Source organism: Roseovarius tibetensis (assembly GCF_050896375.1).
Classification (GTDB): domain Bacteria; phylum Pseudomonadota; class Alphaproteobacteria; order Rhodobacterales; family Rhodobacteraceae; genus Roseovarius; species Roseovarius tibetensis.
Genome location: NZ_JBPBBB010000004.1, coordinates 176,767 through 193,925, shown reverse-complemented (window position 1 = coordinate 193,925; position 17,159 = coordinate 176,767). Strand labels below are relative to the sequence as shown.

Genomic DNA, 17,159 nt, shown 5'->3' with positions numbered 1-17,159 from the left:
ATCGCACCGCGCGCCAAGCGTCTGGTTTATTTACATTTTCTTAACCACTTGAGGCGCGACGGCGACTACTCCGCTGCCTGTGTGACCTCGCCAGCCTCGATTTCGGCGGCGCGTTTCTCGACCTGTTCGACGATGTGGTCGATCATCCGTTCATTGTCCATGCGGTGGCTTTGTGCGCCGGCGAGATAGACCATGCCGTTGCCCGCGCCACCGCCGGTAAAGCCGACATCGGTCATCAGCGCCTCGCCCGGGCCGTTCACCACGCAGCCGATGATCGACAGGCTCATCGGAGTCTTGATGTGTTCCAGCCGTTCCTCGAGGATCTCGACGGTCTTGATCACGTCAAAGCCCTGCCGCGCACAGGACGGACAGGAGATGATGTTGACCCCGCGATGCCGCAGGCCAAGGCTTTTCAGGATCTCGAACCCGACCTTGACCTCTTCGACGGGGTCGGCCGACAGGCTGACACGGATGGTGTCACCGATCCCCGACCACAGAAGGTTGCCAAGGCCGATCGCGCTCTTGATCGTGCCGCTGGTCAGGCCCCCGGCCTCGGTGATCCCGAGATGCAGGGGCGCGTCGGTCGCCTCGGCCAGTTGCTGATAGGCGGCGGCCGCCATGAACACGTCCGACGCCTTCACGCTGATCTTGAATTCGTGAAAGTCGTTGTCCTGAAGCAACCGGATATGATCAAGGCCGGATTCCACCATCGCATCGGGGCAGGGCTCGGCGTATTTGTCCAGAAGATGCTTTTCCAGCGATCCGGCATTGACCCCGATCCGCATCGAGCACCCGTGATCGCGCGCCGCCGCGATCACCTCGCGGACGCGGCGTTCGTCACCGATATTTCCGGGATTGATGCGCAGACAGGCCGCGCCCGCCTCGGCGGCCTCGATCCCGCGCTTGTAATGGAAATGGATGTCGGCAACGATGGGCACGGGGCTCTCGGCGACGATCTGCTTCAGCGCCCGCGACGACGGCTCGTCGGGGACAGAGACGCGCACGATATCCGCGCCCGCCTCGGCGGCGGCCTGCACCTGTGCGACGGTGCCCGCCACGTCGGTGGTCAGCGTGTTGGTCATGGTCTGAACGGATATCGGCGCGTCGCCACCGACAGGCACGTTGCCCACCATGATCTGGCGGCTTTTGCGGCGGTAAATGTTGCGCCACGGACGTATATGGTTGAGCGACATCTCGTTGATCCCATCCGGTCTGGTATGACGTTTCGGGATCAAGGTAATACGCACATGCCAGCGGGGCAATCACCCGTGACCGTTCAGTCGCGGGATGTGTCCAGTTCGGCCACGTATTGCATGAGATCCTGATCGGCATCGATATCGGCCACCGCGTAACGGTCGGTCAGCGTATCCGGCGCCAGCGCCAGGTTCGACGTCACCGCCCCGCGCGCGCCTGCCGGTCCGTAGTGCTGACCGTTCACCGCGAAGTAGACGGCACCCGACGCCCCGATCCGTATGGTTGGCGGTTCTTCCGTCATCGGCACATCATATGTCTCACCCGCGTTCATGATGCCCTCGAAAATGACGGTGCCATCCCCGCCGCGCACGCGGACCCAGGACGGGCGCACCGAGACCACCTGTAATTGCGCCGGCGCCCCCTCGACGACCTGCGGTGTCGCGGGGGTCTCCGCGTCCGCGTCCGGGCCGGAACTGACATCGGTATCGGGACGTTGCGCTTCGCGCAGGGCCATCTCGATGCTTCGGTCGATTTCTGGCATGGACGTGTCGCGCGCCAGCGTGCCGACCTCGCGCGGATCGAGTGTGGAAATCGGCGCATCGCGCGCGACCATGACCGGCACGTCCAGCGCCTTGGGACGGTAAAGGCGGCTCATCCGCTCGTCGCGGGGCGGTTGAAAGACTCCGGCCGCGTCGCTGTCCTCCGCGTTGCTGTCGTCCGGGGCCATCGCCCCGCTCAGCGGGTCTAGATCGGCGAGAACCGATGGCGTGTTCTCGACAGGCGACAACTGGACCTGCTGTACCTGTCGCAGAACGCTCCAGCCGCCATAGCCAATGGCCGTGATCAAAGCCACGAGAACCAGCGCCGATCCGATCGCGCCCGGCTCCACCCGGGCCATGAAACTCTCGCTGGCGGGCAGGAACGGCGTATTCGGGGAGATCAGCGGATCTTGCTGCGCCTGCGTCTTGCGCGTGGGGGCGATGACGGGCTTGCGCACCGACGACGCTTCGGCGGACATTCCGTGCGCGATGGAAAATCCGGATTCCGCGCAAAAGGTCTTGAACGCCTTGTCCGGGTCCATGCCCAGATACCGGGCATAGGATCTGACATATCCGGGAATGAAGCCCGGCGTGTCAAATACCGACGGATCGGCATTTTCGATCGCGGCGACATAATTCGCCTTGATCTTCAGCTCTCGTTCGACATCCAGAAGAGATTTTCCGAGCGTCGCACGCTCGCCGCGCATGAGGTCACCAAGCCGCAAATCGAACGCGTCGAACCCGCGAACATCAGGATCATCACCCTCGAAAACGCGGGGAATTCGCCGCCCAACCATGCGCTCTGTGCCTCTTGCGTGTCTGTCGCCTTAACCCGATCAGACCGAGTCTAGCCACCATCTTATTACTCGAAGATTAGCACATCGCAAAATCCATTGCACGCGCAGAAGTGTTAACCGGCCAACTCTGCGCGGTTCAGCGCACAATGCGACCACAGCTCGTCCATGGCGCGCAGCAGGCCGTCCATCTCGTCCGGTCCATGCACGGGCGACGGGGTAAAGCGCAAACGCTCGGTCCCGCGCGGCACCGTGGGGTAGTTGATCGGCTGCACGTAGATGCCGTACCCTTCGAGCAGCATGTCGCTGAGCTGTTTGGTATGAACCGGGTCGCCGACGATCACCGGCACGATATGGCTGCCATGGTCGATCAGCGGCAGGCCCAGCCCCTTGAGCCGCGTCTTGAGGATCTTGGCCTGCGTCTGGTGCTGCTCGCGCAGCCCGCGGTCGCGCTTGAGATGCGCCACGCTGGCCGCGGCCCCGGCCGCCACCGCCGGCGGCAGCGACGTGGTGAAGATGAAGCCCGGCGCGTAGGACCGGATCGCGTCGCACATCCGCGCAGAGGCCGCGATATAGCCCCCCATCACGCCATACGCCTTGGCCAGCGTGCCGTTGATGATGTCCAGCCGGTGCATCAGGCGGTCACGCTCGGCCACGCCGGCGCCGCGCGGGCCGTACATGCCGACCGCGTGCACCTCGTCGATATAGGTCAGCGCGCCGAACTCGTCGGCCAGATCGCAAATCTCCTCGATCGGGCCGAAATCGCCGTCCATCGAATAGACAGATTCAAACGCAATCAGCTTGGGTGCGTCGGGATCGTCGGCGGCCATGAGTTCGCGCAGGTGCGCGACATCGTTGTGCCGAAAGATCCGCTTGGCCCCGCCATTGCGGCGCACACCCTCGATCATGCTGGAGTGATTCAGCGCGTCGGAATAGATGATGAGGCCCGGAAACAGCCGGGGCAGCGTGCTGAGCGTCGCGTCATTGGCGATATAGGCCGAGGTGAACAGCAGCGCGGCCTCCTTGCCGTGCAGATCGGCCAGCTCGGCCTCCAGCCGCTTGTGATAGACCGTGGTGCCACTGATGTTGCGCGTCCCGCCCGAGCCGGCGCCGGTGGCGTCGATCGCCTCGTGCATCGCCGCCAGAACGACAGGATGCTGGCCCATGCCCAGATAATCGTTGCCGCACCATACCGTGATCTGCGCCTCGTCCCCGTCGGGCTTGCGCCAGACGGCATGCGGAAAGTTGCCGTTGCGCCGCTCGATGTCGATGAAGGTGCGATAGCGCCCTTCCTCGTGCAGACGATCGATCGCTTGATCCAGTTTGGCCGAATAATCCACTGGCAGATCCTTTTCTTCCATACCCCGGCGGGGTCTCCTCTGCTCCGGGCGCGCCTCCCGGCATGTCACGTCACACATATTCCATTTTCAAAATGCATATATGTCGCATCCTGTCCAGACAACAGGTTACAAATTGCCGCCCCGCGCCTCCTTGACCTGTGTCAAGGCGCGATCAAGCCGCTGGACAGTATGCGATCGCCTGTTACGATCGCGGCGCAAGATCCTTCCCGAACCCAAAGGCCCAACATGTCCCTTTCCGCCGTTCTCGACCGTATCGACGATTCGTTGCCCGACGCCCTCGACCGCCTTACAGGGCTGTTGCGCATTCCGTCCATCTCGACCGATCCTGCCTATGGGCAACATTGCGAGGCTGCGGCGGATTGGCTCGTGGCCGATCTGGTCAGTCTTGGGGTCGCGGCGGAAAAACGCCCCACGCCGGGCCACCCGATGGTCGTGGGGCATATCGATGGTCCCGAGGGGGCGACCGGCCCGCATCTGCTGTTTTACGGACATTACGACGTGCAACCCGTCGATCCGCTGGACCTGTGGGATACAGACCCCTTCGCGCCTGAAATTCAGGACACCGAAAAGGGCCGGGTAATCCGCGCGCGCGGGGCCTCTGACGACAAGGGGCAGTTGATGACCTTCGTCGAGGCCTGCCGCGCCTGGGACGACGTCCACGGCCACCTGCCCTGCCGCATTACCTTTTTCTTCGAGGGCGAAGAGGAATCGGGCTCGCCCTCGCTGATACCCTTCCTGAACGAGAACGCAGCCGAGCTTGACGCCGATCTCGCGCTGATCTGCGACACCTCGATGGTCGCGCCGGGCGTGCCGTCGATCTCGTCGCAATTGCGCGGCATGCTCAAGGACGAATTCACACTGCACGGGCCGCGCATCGACCTGCATTCGGGCCATTACGGCGGCCCCGCGCTCAACCCGCTGCGCGAGATCGCGAATATCATCGCATCCTTCCATGACGACCAGGGCCGCGTCGCGGTGGAAGGGTTCTACGAGGGCGTCCATGAGGTGCCCGCAGACCAGCTCAGGCAATGGGAACACTGCGGTTTCGACGAGGGCGAATACCTGTCATCGGTCGGCATGACGATGCCGCATGGCGAGGCGGGCTATTCCACGCTCGTCCAGCAGTGGGCGCGCCCGACGCTGGAAATCAACGGCCTCTGGGGTGGCTATCAGGGGGCGGGCACCAAGACCGTGATCCCCGCCGAGGCGCATTGCAAGCTGACCTGCCGGCTGGTCGGCGACATGGACCCCGACAGCCTGCGCGGCAAGATCCGCAAACATGTCGAGGACCGGCTGTCGACCGACGCGACGGTGACGTGGAACCAGGATCTCGACGGCTCGCCGGCGGCGGTCATGAACACCGATCGCCCCGAATTCGAGGCCGCGCGACAGGCGCTCAGCGACGAGTGGAACCGCGAGGCGGTGTTCGCGGGCATGGGCGGCTCGATCCCGATCGCAGGATATTTCAAGCAGATCCTCGGGCTGGATGCCATGCTGATCGGCTTTGCCCAGGAAGACGACGCCATCCATTCCCCCAACGAGAAATACAACGTCGATAGTTTCCACAAGGGCATCCGAAGCTGGGCGCGCGTCCTCGACGCACTGGCGCGGTAAGCAGCGCCGCCGCGCATCGACGGGCTGCAGTGCGGCGATCCATCCTGAGTTTGGCAGTGCTTTATGCCAGCCAAGTCAGGAAACGTTTGGCGCGCTGTGCAGGTTGCAGCCAAATCGCCTGACGGGGGGCGGCCGGGCGATGCGCGCCGGCCTTTGGCGTTGACTCCGCGCGGAACCAAGATTCAGCGCGGGGCGAAATTCCCGATTTCCGCCCAAGCCCGGTTCAGCCCTGCCGGCCCCCGAACCATGTCGACATTTCCGCCACAGCGTCCCGAATCCGGACCCGCAGGTCGGTCGCGGTGTGACCTGCGTCGCAATTCGGAAAGTGGGACCGCGCGGGATGGGTCAAGTGGTTGAAGAGATGCCACCATGCGCAATCGCATATCAGTCAGGGATTCCCACGATGTCGGACCAAGAAGACGACCTCATCCTCGCGGACCTGGACGACGAGGAGCTTGTCCAGCAGATGTTCGACGACCTCTATGACGGCCTGCGGGACGAGATCGAGGAAAGCGTCAACATCCTGCTGGAACGCGGCTGGCAGCCCTACCGCATCCTGACCGAGGCGCTGGTCGGCGGCATGACCATCGTCGGCAAGGATTTCCGCGACGGCATCCTGTTCGTCCCCGAGGTGCTGCTGGCGGCCAACGCGATGAAGGGCGGCATGTTCATCCTGAAACCGCTGCTGGCCGAGACCGGCGCGCCGCGCGTCGGCAAGATGGTGATCGGCACGGTCAAGGGCGACATCCACGACATCGGCAAGAACCTGGTGTCGATGATGATGGAGGGCGCGGGATTCGAGGTGGTCGATATCGGCATCAACAACCCGGTCGAGAACTACCTTGCCGCGCTGGAAAGCGAAAAGCCCGATATCCTGGGCATGTCGGCCCTGCTGACCACCACGATGCCCTACATGAAGGTGGTGATCGACACGATGATCGCCGAAGGCAAGCGCGACGATTACATCGTGTTGGTGGGCGGCGCGCCGCTGAACGAGGAGTTCGGCCGCGCGATCGGGGCCGATGCCTATTGCCGCGATGCCGCCGTCGCCGTGGAAACCGCCAAGACCTTCATGGCGCGCAAGCACAACTCGCTGGCCACGGTCTGAGCAGGGCGCGCGGTCACCGCGCGCCGAACAGGCGTAGAACCGCCACCAGAACGACGCCGTAGAGCACATGCCCCGCCAGCGCGACCCAGGTGATGCCGGTGAAATTCAGAAAGAACGGCAGCCCCGCAAGCGCGGTGATGCCGCCGATGGCGAACAGCCACAGCCCGAAGCCGTAGATTGCGGCGCCGACCGGCCACCCGCCCCGTGGGCCGAGCCGGGACCAGACGGGACGGAACACATGCAGCCAGCCCACCGGGTAACCGACCAGCCCGACAAGATAGAAATGCACGAAATACCCGGCGAAATCGCCATTCGGCAGGCCATACGCCCCCAGCAGGCTTTTCGCCAGCCCATGCGGCGACAGGGTGGCAAAGCCGAGGCTCGGGCTGACGACCTGCCCCCAGAGGTCGAAGGCGACGGTGGCGAAAAAGCCAGAGATGAACATCAGCCCGAGGCTGCGGAATAGCGCGGCGCGGGCGGCGGAAAGCTTGGACGCGAAGGTCATGCGCGGATATCCTGCAAGGGTGTGTGTCTTGACACTACCAGCACAGGGCCGGGTCACAAAACCCTCCCGCATGATGAAACGAAAAGGTCAGACCCAGTGAACGACCGCGACACATCCCTGCCCGATCCCGCCACGCTGACCCGCGAGGGCCTCGCGGCCAGCGGCGCGGGCCGGATCCTGCTGATCGCCTGCGGCGCGCTCGCGCACGAGATCCTCGCGCTGAAACGGCTCAACGGCTGGGATCACATGGATCTGCACTGCCTGCCGGCCAAGCTGCACCTTTATCCCGACCGCATCCCCGCAGAGGTCGAGCGCGCCGTGACCGAGCGTAGTGCCGATTATGCCCGTGTCTTCGTCGTCTATGCAGATTGCGGCACCGGCGGTCTGTTACAGGCCAAATGCGCGGAACTCGGCGTCGAGATGGTCACCGGCCCGCATTGCTACGCCTTTTTCGAAGGGGTGGAGGCCTTCGCAGCGCATGACGACGAAATCACGGCCTTCTACCTGACGGATTTCCTGGTGCGGCAATTCGATGCCTTCGTCTGGCGGCCCATGGGCCTCGACCGGCATCCCGAGCTGCGCGACATGATCTTTGGCAACTACACCACGCTGATCTACCAGGCGCAGACCAAGGATGCCGCGCTCGAGGCCAAGGCCCGCGACTGCGCCGCCCGGTTGGGGCTGGATTACGAGTACCGCTTCACCGGTTACGGCGATCTGGAAACGGTGTTGCAACGCGAGGCGACGACACCCGATACCTGACAAAGGGCGACGGGTTGCCAAAGCAGCGCCATCGCATGTCCGCGGGCAGGCGAGCCCAACCGTTTTTCAACGCGCCTTATCCCTGCCACACCGAAATAGCCCCGATCGACGCGCTCGGCTTTTCCAAATCGCCTGTCCGGCAGGGCGGACATGCGATGGCGCTGTGGTGCGTCGCGCCGGGGCTGCAGCCCAAGTGTGCGCCCGAGGCTCCTTGTCATCCCTCCGCCCCGCCGGGCATCAGCCGGGCCAGCGCGCAGAACCGCTCCAGATCCACCGTCTCGGCGCGGTCGGTGGGCGCGATACCGGCGGCGATCAACCGGTCCTCGATATCGGGGGCGGTGCCCTTCAGCGCCGCCCGCAGCATCTTGCGCCGCTGGTTGAACGCCTTTGCCACGACCCGCTCCAGTATCTTCGGATCGGCCGGATACCGCGGCGCGTCGAGGGCCGTCAGATGCACCACCGCGCTGGATACCTTGGGCGGCGGGGTAAAGGCCTCGGGCGGCAGATGCAGCACGATCCGGGGGTCGGCGCGCCACTGCGCCAGCAGCGCCAGCCGCCCGTAGGCCTTCGATCCGGGCGCGGCCACGATCCGCTCGGCCACTTCGCGCTGGAACATCAGCGTCAGCGACGACCAGAAGGGCGGCCAGTCCGCAGGCGTCAGCCAGCGCACTAGCAATTCGGTGCCCACGTTGTAGGGCAGGTTCGCCACCACCCGGATCGGCGGCGTCAGATGCGCCAGCGGATCGACGTCCAGCGCGTCGCCATGAATGACCTGCAGGCGCCCGCCCGCAGCCTCGGCCACCTCGGCCAGCGGGGCCAGACAGCGCACGTCCTTCTCGATGGCCAACACCCGGCGCGCGCCCTCGGCCAGCAGACCGCGTGTCAGCCCGCCGGGGCCAGGGCCGATCTCCAGCACGTCGCAGTTGCCCAGATCGCCGGCCTGACGGGCAATCTTGGATGTCAGATTCAGATCCAGCAGGAAATTCTGGCCCATCGACTTGCGCGCCGTCAGGCCATGCGCGGCGATCACGCGGGACAGGGACGGCAGCCCGTCAAGCGTGCTCATGCCGCGCGCGCCCGCCCCATGCGATACGCCATGCGCAGCGCCTCGATCAGTGAGGTGGGATTGGCGGTGCCCTGTCCCGCGATGTCGAACGCCGTGCCGTGATCGGGCGAGGTGCGGATGAACGGCAGCCCCAGCGTGACATTCACGCCGCGGTCGAAATCCAGCGTCTTGATCGGGATCAGTGCCTGATCGTGATACATGGCGATGGCGGCATCGTAACGATCCCGTGCCGCGGCATGAAACATCGTGTCCGCCGATAGCGGCCCGCGCAGATCAAGCCCCTCGGCGCGCAGACGGTCCAGCACCGGGGCAATGACCTCGATCTCGTCACGGCCCATGCGCCCGCCCTCGCCGGCATGGGGGTTCAGCCCGGCCACGGCCAGACGCGGGGCGGCAAAACCGAAATCGCGGATCAACGCGGCATGGGTGATGCGGATCACCTGCTCCAGCAGGTCGCCGGTCAGCGCACCCGGCACCTCGGCCAGCGGGATGTGGATGGTCGCCGGCACCACGCGCAGGCGGTCCGAGGCGAGCATCATCACCACTCGGTCCACCCCCGCCAGATGCGCAAGATATTCGGTATGGCCGGGATAGCTGAACCCTGCCCCCTCCTGCAGCGCCTGCTTGTGAATGGGCGCGGTGCAAAGCGCCAGCGCCTGACCCGATCGCACCAGATTCACGCCGCGCGCGATCACGTCGATCACACCCTGGGCCTGGGCCGGCTGAGGCGTACCGGGGGTTCGCGGACCGGGGAAGTCATGCGGCAGCACCGGCAGACCCCGCGCCGCGGCCGCCGTCGCCTCGGACGGGGAATCGATGACCACATGCGGCGCATTGTCGGGAAGGTGGTCCGGGTCGCCGATCAGGAAAAACGGTACCTCCGTGCCCACCACACGCCACGCCGCGACAGCGATCTCGGGGCCGATGCCCGCAGGCTCGCCGCAAGTCAGCGCGACGGGCCGCCTCACGGTTCGACGATCCGCGCCTCGGCGCGCAACTGTTCGAGATAGCCGTCGGCGAAGGACTGGATGCGCTGGTTGCGGATGAAGTTCGACAGGTCCTCGACGGTGGGCTGCTCGCCGTCCAGCTCGGGGGACCGGCCACAAAGCATCAGGAAGACCAGCGTCTGGCCGTCACCGCGCGTGATCTCGGCCGAGGTTTCACCGGGGTCCAGCCGCCGCAACTGCGCGGCGATGTCGGCTGGAATCTCTTCGGGGGGCTGCGACCGGCGTTCCAGCACCTCGGGCGGCTGATCCTGCGCGACGCCGTAAAGATCGTCGCAGGTATCCACGTCGGCCCGGACGCGTGCGGCGCGGCGCAGCGCCTCTTGGCTGCGCCCGCCGGGGATGTAGTAGGTCGCGTACTCGATCGCGGAATAGTCCGGGCGGGTGACAGAGGTCTCCTCGATATCGCGCATGAAGAAGATCGCCAACGCCCCGTCGATGGGCAACGGGTCGGACACATCTCCGGGTGCCAGCGCGAGCACGATCTGGCGCAGCCCCTCGGGCAGATCCGAGGCCTGCGTCCAGTTCATGCGCCCGCCCTGCCGGGCGGTGCCGGCCGCGGAATGCTCGCGGGCAAAGGCGGCAAAGCGGGCTTCGCTCTCGACGTTGGCGATGCGCGCGGCAAGGTTCTGCTGCGCCTCGGCCTGTTCGGCGCTCTGGATCGGCAGGATGATCTCGGACAGAAGCACGCGCACGGCCGAGCCGCCGGTCAGCGCCTGCGTGGCGCGTTCCAGATCGGCGTCGCTGACAGAGACGCGAGGGGCAAAGCGCGCGCGGGTGAATTCGCGCCACGTGATCCCGGCCCGGACGAATTCGCGGAACGATTCCTCGGACACGCCGGCCTGAGAAAGCGCCGCGATGAATTCATCCGCCCCCATGTCGGCGCGGCCCGCGAATTCCTCCATGCCGCTGCGGATCGCCTCGTCGGGAAGGCTGACACCGGCGTTTCGCGCCGCTTCGAGCTTGATGCGTTCCTCGATCAACTGCTCGCGGGCGAGCTGCTGCGGATCGCCGGGCGCGCGAAACAGGCCCAGCATCCGCGCGCGCTGCTGCAATTCGTAGCGCGTGATTGCCTGATCGTTGACGTAGATCACCGGCGCGAACAGGTTTTGCGCCCCGACCGGGCCGGTCGGCGCCGCGACAGCCACCGCGATCCCGAGAATGAAGCTGGCCAAAAGGGCCGGGATGCGACGCAAGCTGGGGGTCATTGTGATCAGTTCCTGCATGTCCGTGTAAAGCTCTGGTCCTGGGTCGCTGCGGAAAATCCCCGCAATCCCACGGTAAAGCCGATGTTGGTCTCAGGTTCAAGGATAGTCGAAGAGGTGAAGCGGCGCGAGACGGAAAGCGTGATGTCCACGCATTCGTTGGAATAGGTCAGCCCGGCACCGGCACGGATGTTGCGTTCTGTCACCGCGTCATAGCGCCATTCGGCGCGCGCGGTCCAGTGACGGGCAAAGCGGTAGCTGCCGTCGATCGCCCATTCCGACACGGTCGAGGGCCGGCTTTCGCGCGGATCGTTGGACAGCCAGATATAGGTCGCCCCTATATCGGTGCGGTCGTTGAACCAGCTTGCGCGGGCCTCGGCCTTGGTGGTGTCCCACACGCCGTCAAATAGGCTGCGCGCGGTGACGGTCAGGCCGTTGGCATTGCGGATCTGCGCGGCGATCAGCAGATCCGACCGGCGGTCGCGCAGCCCCGAGGACCGGGTGAAGGTGGGCGTGCCGTCGGGCTCCAGCAGGCGGTCGTCGCGCAGCACCTGCCCGACGGCCAGCCGTCCCTGCCAGCCCTCGGGATCGATCCGAGTGTAGCTCAGCCCGTAGGCCGCCGCGTAGCCGCGTTCGCGCCGGTCGGGGGCGCTGAAACGCGACACGTTGAACAGGTTGCCCTCGTCGAACTCGATGGCCGTGCTCTCATCCTGCGGAATGTCGGGGTTCGCGCCCCCCGACCAGGCCAGCTGCGCCACCGGCTCGATCACATGTGCAACGCCCCCACGCCCGGCCCGGATCAGCGGCCAGCGCAGCCGGGCGGCCGCTGTCGGCGTGATCTCGGTGGCCTGCGCTTGGGCTGTCATGCCGATCTGGCGGATCTCGAAATGATCAATCGTCACCCCGGGGCGGAACTCGGCGAGCACGCCCGCGGGCAACAGCCAGTTGCGCCGCCAGTGCAGCCCCGTGGTCAGCCGCGTGACATCCCGCCCGTCGGCGAAGCGGTCGAAATCCGGGCCGTCCGTGACACGGTCGGACCTGCGATAATGGCTGTGGGCGGCGGCCGAAAACCGAAGCTCGCCACCAAGGCGCGCGGGAAAAAACCGCCGTTGATATTCTGCATCGCCGACGATCGACGGCAATGTGGCATTGCTTTCGCCGTCGCGCAGGGACCGGTAATGCGCCAGCGCGCCGTAGATGTATTCGTCGCGCCGGGCGCGTTCGACGGACACCTCGCTGGTCAGCCGGTCCTTGGCGGAAAACCCGTGATCCAGAAGAAACGTGTCGTCGCTGGTCATCTCGAGATCGAACCGCAGGGTGAAATCACGTGGCAGATCGAACCGCCCCTCGGCGAACAGGTAGCCCCGCGATCCGCGCTGGTTGAAATCGTCATCCGCCACCGCCGCGTTGATCTCGATCTCGCCGCGTCGGAACGCCTGCCGGTAGCGCAGGCCAAGGCGGCGCGTTTCGGTCGCCCAGAACGGCACGAGCGTCAGGTCGCGATGGTCGCCCAGCCGGATGAAATACGGCACGCGCAGGCCCGTGCCCAACAGACTGGAATTGATCAGCGACGGGGTCAGAAACCCCGTTGCACGCTCGACCGTCGGATCGGGCAGGCGCAGGCGCGGCAGGTACAGGATCGGCGTGTCAAGAACGCGCAGCTGCGCATTCTCGAAATGAAGCTGGCGCTTTTCCTGATCGTGGACCACCCGTTCGGCCCGGATCTGCCACAATGGCGGCCGCCCGTCCTCGCAGATCCGGCACGAGGTCACGGCCACCTTGTAAAGCTGGTTATACCGCGCGTCGGTGCGCCGCATCTGCCGGGCCGCAAGCTGCAACTGGTCCTGCATCACGATGCGGGCGCCGCGCAGGATGCCGTTGGTCAGGTCACGGTCCAGCTCTGCGCTTTGTGCGACCACCACGGTGTCACCCGCTTCGGTCAGGGTCAGCGGACCGGTGATCGTCAGCCGGTCGGCGCTGCGGTCGTAAACGATCCTCTCGGCCGTCAGACGGCGGCCTTGATACATCGCCTCGACATTGCCGGTGGCGACCAGTGTGGACGCGGCGGTCAGGCGCACCTCGTCGGCCACCAGCATCGCAGGGCCGGGCGTCTCTTGTGCCCGCACCGGACCCAGCATCGCCAGCCCGGCGACGAGAAGGCACAACACGCGTCTCATCCATCCTCCAGATGCAACAGCAGCCCCAGAGCAAGAAACAGCGACGCGACGGGCGGCGCCCAGGCCGCAAGCGCCACCGGGATCTGCCCGTTCTCACCGAGGATCTGCGCGAAATTGCGGATGTAATGAAGCCCGAACCCCACGATCACCGCCAGCAGCACCATCAGCCCCATATTGGCCCCGCGCGCATGCCGGATGGTGAATGTCGCCGACATCAGCACTAGCGCCGCGAAGAACACCGGGCGGGCCAGTTCGCTCTGGAACCAGATGGCATAGCGGCGCGCCGAGAAACCCGACGCCTCGAGCTGGGCGATGAAGTCCGGCAGGTCCCAGACGGGGATGTAGCGGGGCCGCCCGAAGCTTTCGATGATCCGCTCCTGCGTCAGATCGGACGGGATGGCAAGCGTGTCCATCCGCCGTGCCCCGGCCTCGGGGTTGCCGTCCTCGGACAGGTCCCAGACCTTCGCGTCGCGCAACAGCCACTCGCCCGTCGCAAGCACGGCCGACTCGGCCTGGATGCGCCGCAGCGGCGCGCCGTCGCTGTCGAAATCCAGAAAGCTCGGCTCGTAGAGCGTACCCAGATCCGAGCTTGCGCGCGCTGCGAACATCACCGTCTGCCCGTTCTCGCCCCCCTGCCGCAGCCACAGCCCCTCGGACGCGATCGCGAGCGACGCGGTTTCGGCCCCGCGATAGAGGTTCTGAAGATCGTGCGCGCGTTTCGACGTCGCCGCGACGATAGGGTTGCCGATGGCCACCCCGAGACACCCGATGATCAGCGCCACGCAGACCGGCGCGAGCAGCCCGCCCAGCGCCGACCGGCCCGATGCCCGCACGACCACAAGCTCGGAACTGCGCCCCAGCCGCACGAACAGCGCGACCGAGGACAGGATGATGACAAGCGGCAGGATTTCGTAATTCGCCCACGGCATCTTGTAGAGTACCAGCGTCAGCACATCCCCGAACGGCCGGTCGGGGAAATCGCCCAGTTCGTCCAGCAACTCGATCAGCGCGATCAGCGCGGCCAGCGACAGCGCCACGCCCAGAAAGCTCAGCAGAAAGCGGCGCGCGAAATAGAGATGCAGCGTCATGCCTGCGCTCCCGTCACCCGGCCCCGCAGACGCGCGACCAGCCGCCGCAGAAGGCCGGGACGGGTGGCAAGGCTCAGCAACAGGATCGAGACGGCCACGCCGATCAGCGGCGGCAGGTACAAGACCGGCCACAGCGCGCCATTGACCAGCACCGGCGCGATCACTGCGCTCTCGACGATCTTGATACCCACCAGAAGCCCGAAGGCGAGACCCACCGGGCGCCACACGCCGAACCGGCTGTAGCTGCCGACCAGAAGCGTGCAGAACCCCACCAGCGCGGCGATGATGCCCATCAGCGCGTCGGTGAACCGGCCGTGCAGTTGCGACATGACCAGACCGTAGGATGTACCGGTGCGGTCGGCGACGGCCTCGGGGGCGCGCAGCATGTCGAGGGTCGAGGCGTAGGCGACCTTGTCGAGATCGATCGCATCGCGACTGACAAGGCTGCTGATATCGTAAGAGAAGTCGTCGAAATGGGTCGTGAACAGACGATCGCTGTCCTGCCGTATGGTCTGGGCGAGCCCTGCCACCATCACCAGCCGCGTGGCGCCCTGATCCTGCACCAGGTAGGCGCGCGTCGAGGTGTAGGTGACCGCGCTGTCGCGGCCGCGGCGATCGGACAGGAACACATCGCGCAATTCACCCGCCGGCGTTATCTCGCGGATGTAGAAGGTGATGCCCGGCGCGGGGTGCAAGAACTCGCCCTCGCTCAGCAACTGGGCCGTGATGTTGCGCGACACCTCGTCTTCGCGCAGGCGCAGCTGGCTCATGCTGGTGGGGATCAGGACATGCGCCAGCACCGACATCATCAGGGCCACGATCACCCCGAACATCAACAACGGACGCATGAGACGCAGCGGCGAATAGCCCATCGCCTGCATCACCGTCAGCTCGCTTTCCGACGACATCCGGTACACCACGTACACCGCCGCCGCGAAGGCCGCGATCGGCAGCACGACCCCGATCACACCCGGCAGGGTCAGCGCCGCGAATTCCAGAAACACCCACGCGGGCTGGCCGTCACCGATCAGCTTGTCGAACATGCGCACCGCGCTGTTGATCCAGAAAATCGAGACCAGAACAAGCGCGAAAAAGCCGAACATCACGAGGAATTGCGACAGCATGTATCTGTCGAATCTGGTCACATTGTCCCCCATGACAGCACGTGTCGGCCAGACTAGCCGAATTGATGCACCGGGAAAACTGCTAACTGGCGTTCAGGTGCATGGCGCGCTAGGTCTGGCGAAACAGGGAAAATACAGGAGTCCTTCGATGACCACGCCCGCGTCCGTCACCTTCACAGAGACCGATCTCGACACGATCGCCACCGCCGAGGGGCGTGTCGCGGTCTGTGTCACCCCCGATGGCAAGCTCGATCAAGCCGCGCGGCGGGTGAATCGCGTGACCAAGGGCACGCTGGCCCGCATCGTCGAATCGGGCACGCTGGACAAGAAATCCCCCGGCGACGTGCTGACGCTCGCCTGGCCCGCTGGCATGGCCGCCGAGGCGCTGGATATCGTCGTGCTGCCCCGCAATGCCGGCATAGAGGACAGCCGTCGCGCCGGTGTGGGGCTTGGCCGCGCCATGGGCGACGGGCCGCTGCTGATCCTGGGCGGCAGCCTCAAGCGGCCGGTTCAGGTGGTGCTGGGCGCGGTCCTGCGCGGCTATGACTTCACCGACCACAAATCGGTGGAACGCCCCGCGCCGCGCCGGATCACCGCGATGGTCGCCAATCCCGAGGACGCAGAGGCCGAGGCCGCACCGGCCCTCGCCGTCGCCGATGGCGTGTTCTTCACCCGCGATCTCGTCAGCGAACCGGCCAACCACCTGACCACCAGCGAGTTCGCGCGTCGGATCGCGGCGATGCAGGATCTCGGTCTCAAGGTCACCATCCTTGAAGAGACCGACATGGAAAAGCTGGGCATGGGCGCATTGCTCAGCGTCGGCCTGGGCAGTGCCAGCCCCTCCAAGCTCGCGGTGATGGAATGGCAGGGTGGCGACGCCGGCGATGCGCCGCTGGCGCTGGTGGGCAAGGGCGTGATCTTCGATACCGGCGGCATCAGCATCAAGCCCGCGCAGGGCATGGAAGACATGACGATGGACATGGCCGGCGCCGGCGTAGTCGCGGGCGTCATGCGCACGCTGGCCCGGCGCAAGGCGCGCGCGAATGTCGTGGGCCTTGTGGGGCTGGTGGAAAACATGGTGTCGGACCGCGCCACGCGACCTGGCGACGTGGTGACCTCGATGAAGGGTGACACGATCGAGGTGATCAACACCGATGCCGAGGGCCGCATGGTTCTGGCCGATGTGCTTTGGTATGCGCAGGAAACCTACAAGCCTCGCGGCGTGATCGACCTCGCTACCCTCACCGGGGCCGCCATCGTCGCCCTCGGGCACGAGAATGCCGCGGCGCTCAGCACCGACGACACGCTCTGCGACGCGGTGCTGAAGGCCGCAAAGGCCGAGGGTGAGGGCCTGTGGCGGATGCCCCTGGGCAAGGCCTATGCCGACATGATGAAAAGCGATATCGCCGACGTCAAGAACGCGGGCGGGCGTCCGGCAGGCACCATCACCGCAGCGGAATTCCTGCATCGCTTTGTCAAGGATGACATGCCGTGGGTGCATCTCGACATTGCCGGCGTCGCCCATGTGAAGGCGGAAACGACCTATGCCCCAAAGGGCGCGTCGGGCTGGGGGGTCATGACCCTCAACCGGTTGGTGGCGGACATGCTGGAAGGCTGA

At 65.7% G+C, this 17,159-nt stretch carries 14 protein-coding genes; 4 read left to right on the top strand and 10 right to left on the bottom strand.

Going from position 1 to position 17,159, the window contains the following annotated elements:
• Positions 1 to 65 precede the first annotated feature (65 nt).
• The 3 genes from ispG to hemA all read right to left on the bottom strand — a co-directional run bounded on the left by ispG (position 66) and on the right by hemA (position 3,867).
• Positions 66 to 1,193, bottom strand: a complete 1,128-nt coding sequence (gene ispG, locus ACROSR_RS04955) for a flavodoxin-dependent (E)-4-hydroxy-3-methylbut-2-enyl-diphosphate synthase (protein ID WP_432682666.1) — start codon at positions 1,191 to 1,193, stop codon at positions 66 to 68.
• Between the two features lie 83 nt (positions 1,194 to 1,276).
• Positions 1,277 to 2,530, bottom strand: coding sequence for a helix-turn-helix domain-containing protein (locus ACROSR_RS04950; protein WP_432682665.1), 1,254 nt, complete (start codon positions 2,528 to 2,530; stop codon positions 1,277 to 1,279).
• Positions 2,531 to 2,643: 113 nt separating this feature from the next.
• Positions 2,644 to 3,867, bottom strand: coding sequence for a 5-aminolevulinate synthase (hemA, locus tag ACROSR_RS04945; protein ID WP_432682700.1), 1,224 nt, complete (start codon positions 3,865 to 3,867; stop codon positions 2,644 to 2,646).
• A gap of 246 nt (positions 3,868 to 4,113) precedes the next feature.
• Between hemA and ACROSR_RS04940 the strand changes: the two genes are divergently transcribed.
• On the top strand, positions 4,114 to 5,502 hold the full coding sequence (locus ACROSR_RS04940) for a M20/M25/M40 family metallo-hydrolase (protein ID WP_432682664.1): 1,389 nt from the start codon (positions 4,114 to 4,116) through the stop codon (positions 5,500 to 5,502).
• A 403-nt stretch (positions 5,503 to 5,905) separates the two neighbouring features.
• Positions 5,906 to 6,610: a corrinoid protein gene (locus ACROSR_RS04935; RefSeq protein WP_432682663.1), complete on the top strand. Its 705-nt coding sequence runs from the start codon at positions 5,906 to 5,908 to the stop codon at positions 6,608 to 6,610.
• A 13-nt stretch (positions 6,611 to 6,623) separates the two neighbouring features.
• On the opposite strand, the gene ACROSR_RS04930 is transcribed toward ACROSR_RS04935, so the two are convergent.
• Entirely contained in the window at positions 6,624 to 7,115 is a 492-nt protein-coding gene (locus tag ACROSR_RS04930) for a hypothetical protein (RefSeq protein WP_432682662.1), read from the bottom strand.
• Positions 7,116 to 7,211: 96 nt separating this feature from the next.
• Between ACROSR_RS04930 and ACROSR_RS04925 the strand changes: the two genes are divergently transcribed.
• The gene (locus ACROSR_RS04925; protein WP_432682661.1) at positions 7,212 to 7,877 is read left to right on the top strand and encodes a DUF1638 domain-containing protein; all 666 of its coding nucleotides are present in this window, start codon (positions 7,212 to 7,214) and stop codon (positions 7,875 to 7,877) included.
• Positions 7,878 to 8,091: 214 nt separating this feature from the next.
• On the opposite strand, the gene rsmA is transcribed toward ACROSR_RS04925, so the two are convergent.
• The 6 genes from rsmA to ACROSR_RS04895 are packed head-to-tail and all read right to left on the bottom strand — an operon-like array spanning position 8,092 to position 15,541.
• A complete protein-coding gene (gene rsmA, locus ACROSR_RS04920; protein WP_432682660.1) occupies positions 8,092 to 8,943 on the bottom strand; it encodes a 16S rRNA (adenine(1518)-N(6)/adenine(1519)-N(6))-dimethyltransferase RsmA in 852 nt (283 codons plus the stop codon).
• Complete coding sequence (pdxA, locus tag ACROSR_RS04915) at positions 8,940 to 9,911, bottom strand: 4-hydroxythreonine-4-phosphate dehydrogenase PdxA (protein WP_432682659.1); 972 nt, start codon at positions 9,909 to 9,911, stop codon at positions 8,940 to 8,942. The genes rsmA and pdxA overlap by 4 nt, the downstream gene beginning before the upstream one ends.
• Positions 9,908 to 11,173 (bottom strand): peptidylprolyl isomerase, encoded by a 1,266-nt coding sequence (locus tag ACROSR_RS04910; RefSeq protein WP_432682658.1) that lies wholly within the window; start codon positions 11,171 to 11,173, stop codon positions 9,908 to 9,910. Before ACROSR_RS04910 ends, pdxA begins: the two co-directional genes overlap by 4 nt.
• Positions 11,161 to 13,329, bottom strand: a complete 2,169-nt coding sequence (locus tag ACROSR_RS04905; RefSeq protein ID WP_432682657.1) for an LPS-assembly protein LptD — start codon at positions 13,327 to 13,329, stop codon at positions 11,161 to 11,163. The genes ACROSR_RS04910 and ACROSR_RS04905 overlap by 13 nt, the downstream gene beginning before the upstream one ends.
• Positions 13,326 to 14,417, bottom strand: a complete 1,092-nt coding sequence (gene lptG, locus ACROSR_RS04900; protein ID WP_432682656.1) for an LPS export ABC transporter permease LptG — start codon at positions 14,415 to 14,417, stop codon at positions 13,326 to 13,328. The genes ACROSR_RS04905 and lptG overlap by 4 nt, the downstream gene beginning before the upstream one ends.
• Positions 14,414 to 15,541: an LptF/LptG family permease gene (locus tag ACROSR_RS04895; RefSeq protein WP_432682698.1), complete on the bottom strand. Its 1,128-nt coding sequence runs from the start codon at positions 15,539 to 15,541 to the stop codon at positions 14,414 to 14,416. The genes lptG and ACROSR_RS04895 overlap by 4 nt, the downstream gene beginning before the upstream one ends.
• Before the next feature lie 148 nt (positions 15,542 to 15,689).
• Here ACROSR_RS04895 and ACROSR_RS04890 point away from each other — a divergent pair, with 148 nt between their 5' ends.
• Positions 15,690 to 17,159 (top strand): leucyl aminopeptidase, encoded by a 1,470-nt coding sequence (locus ACROSR_RS04890; RefSeq protein WP_432682655.1) that lies wholly within the window; start codon positions 15,690 to 15,692, stop codon positions 17,157 to 17,159.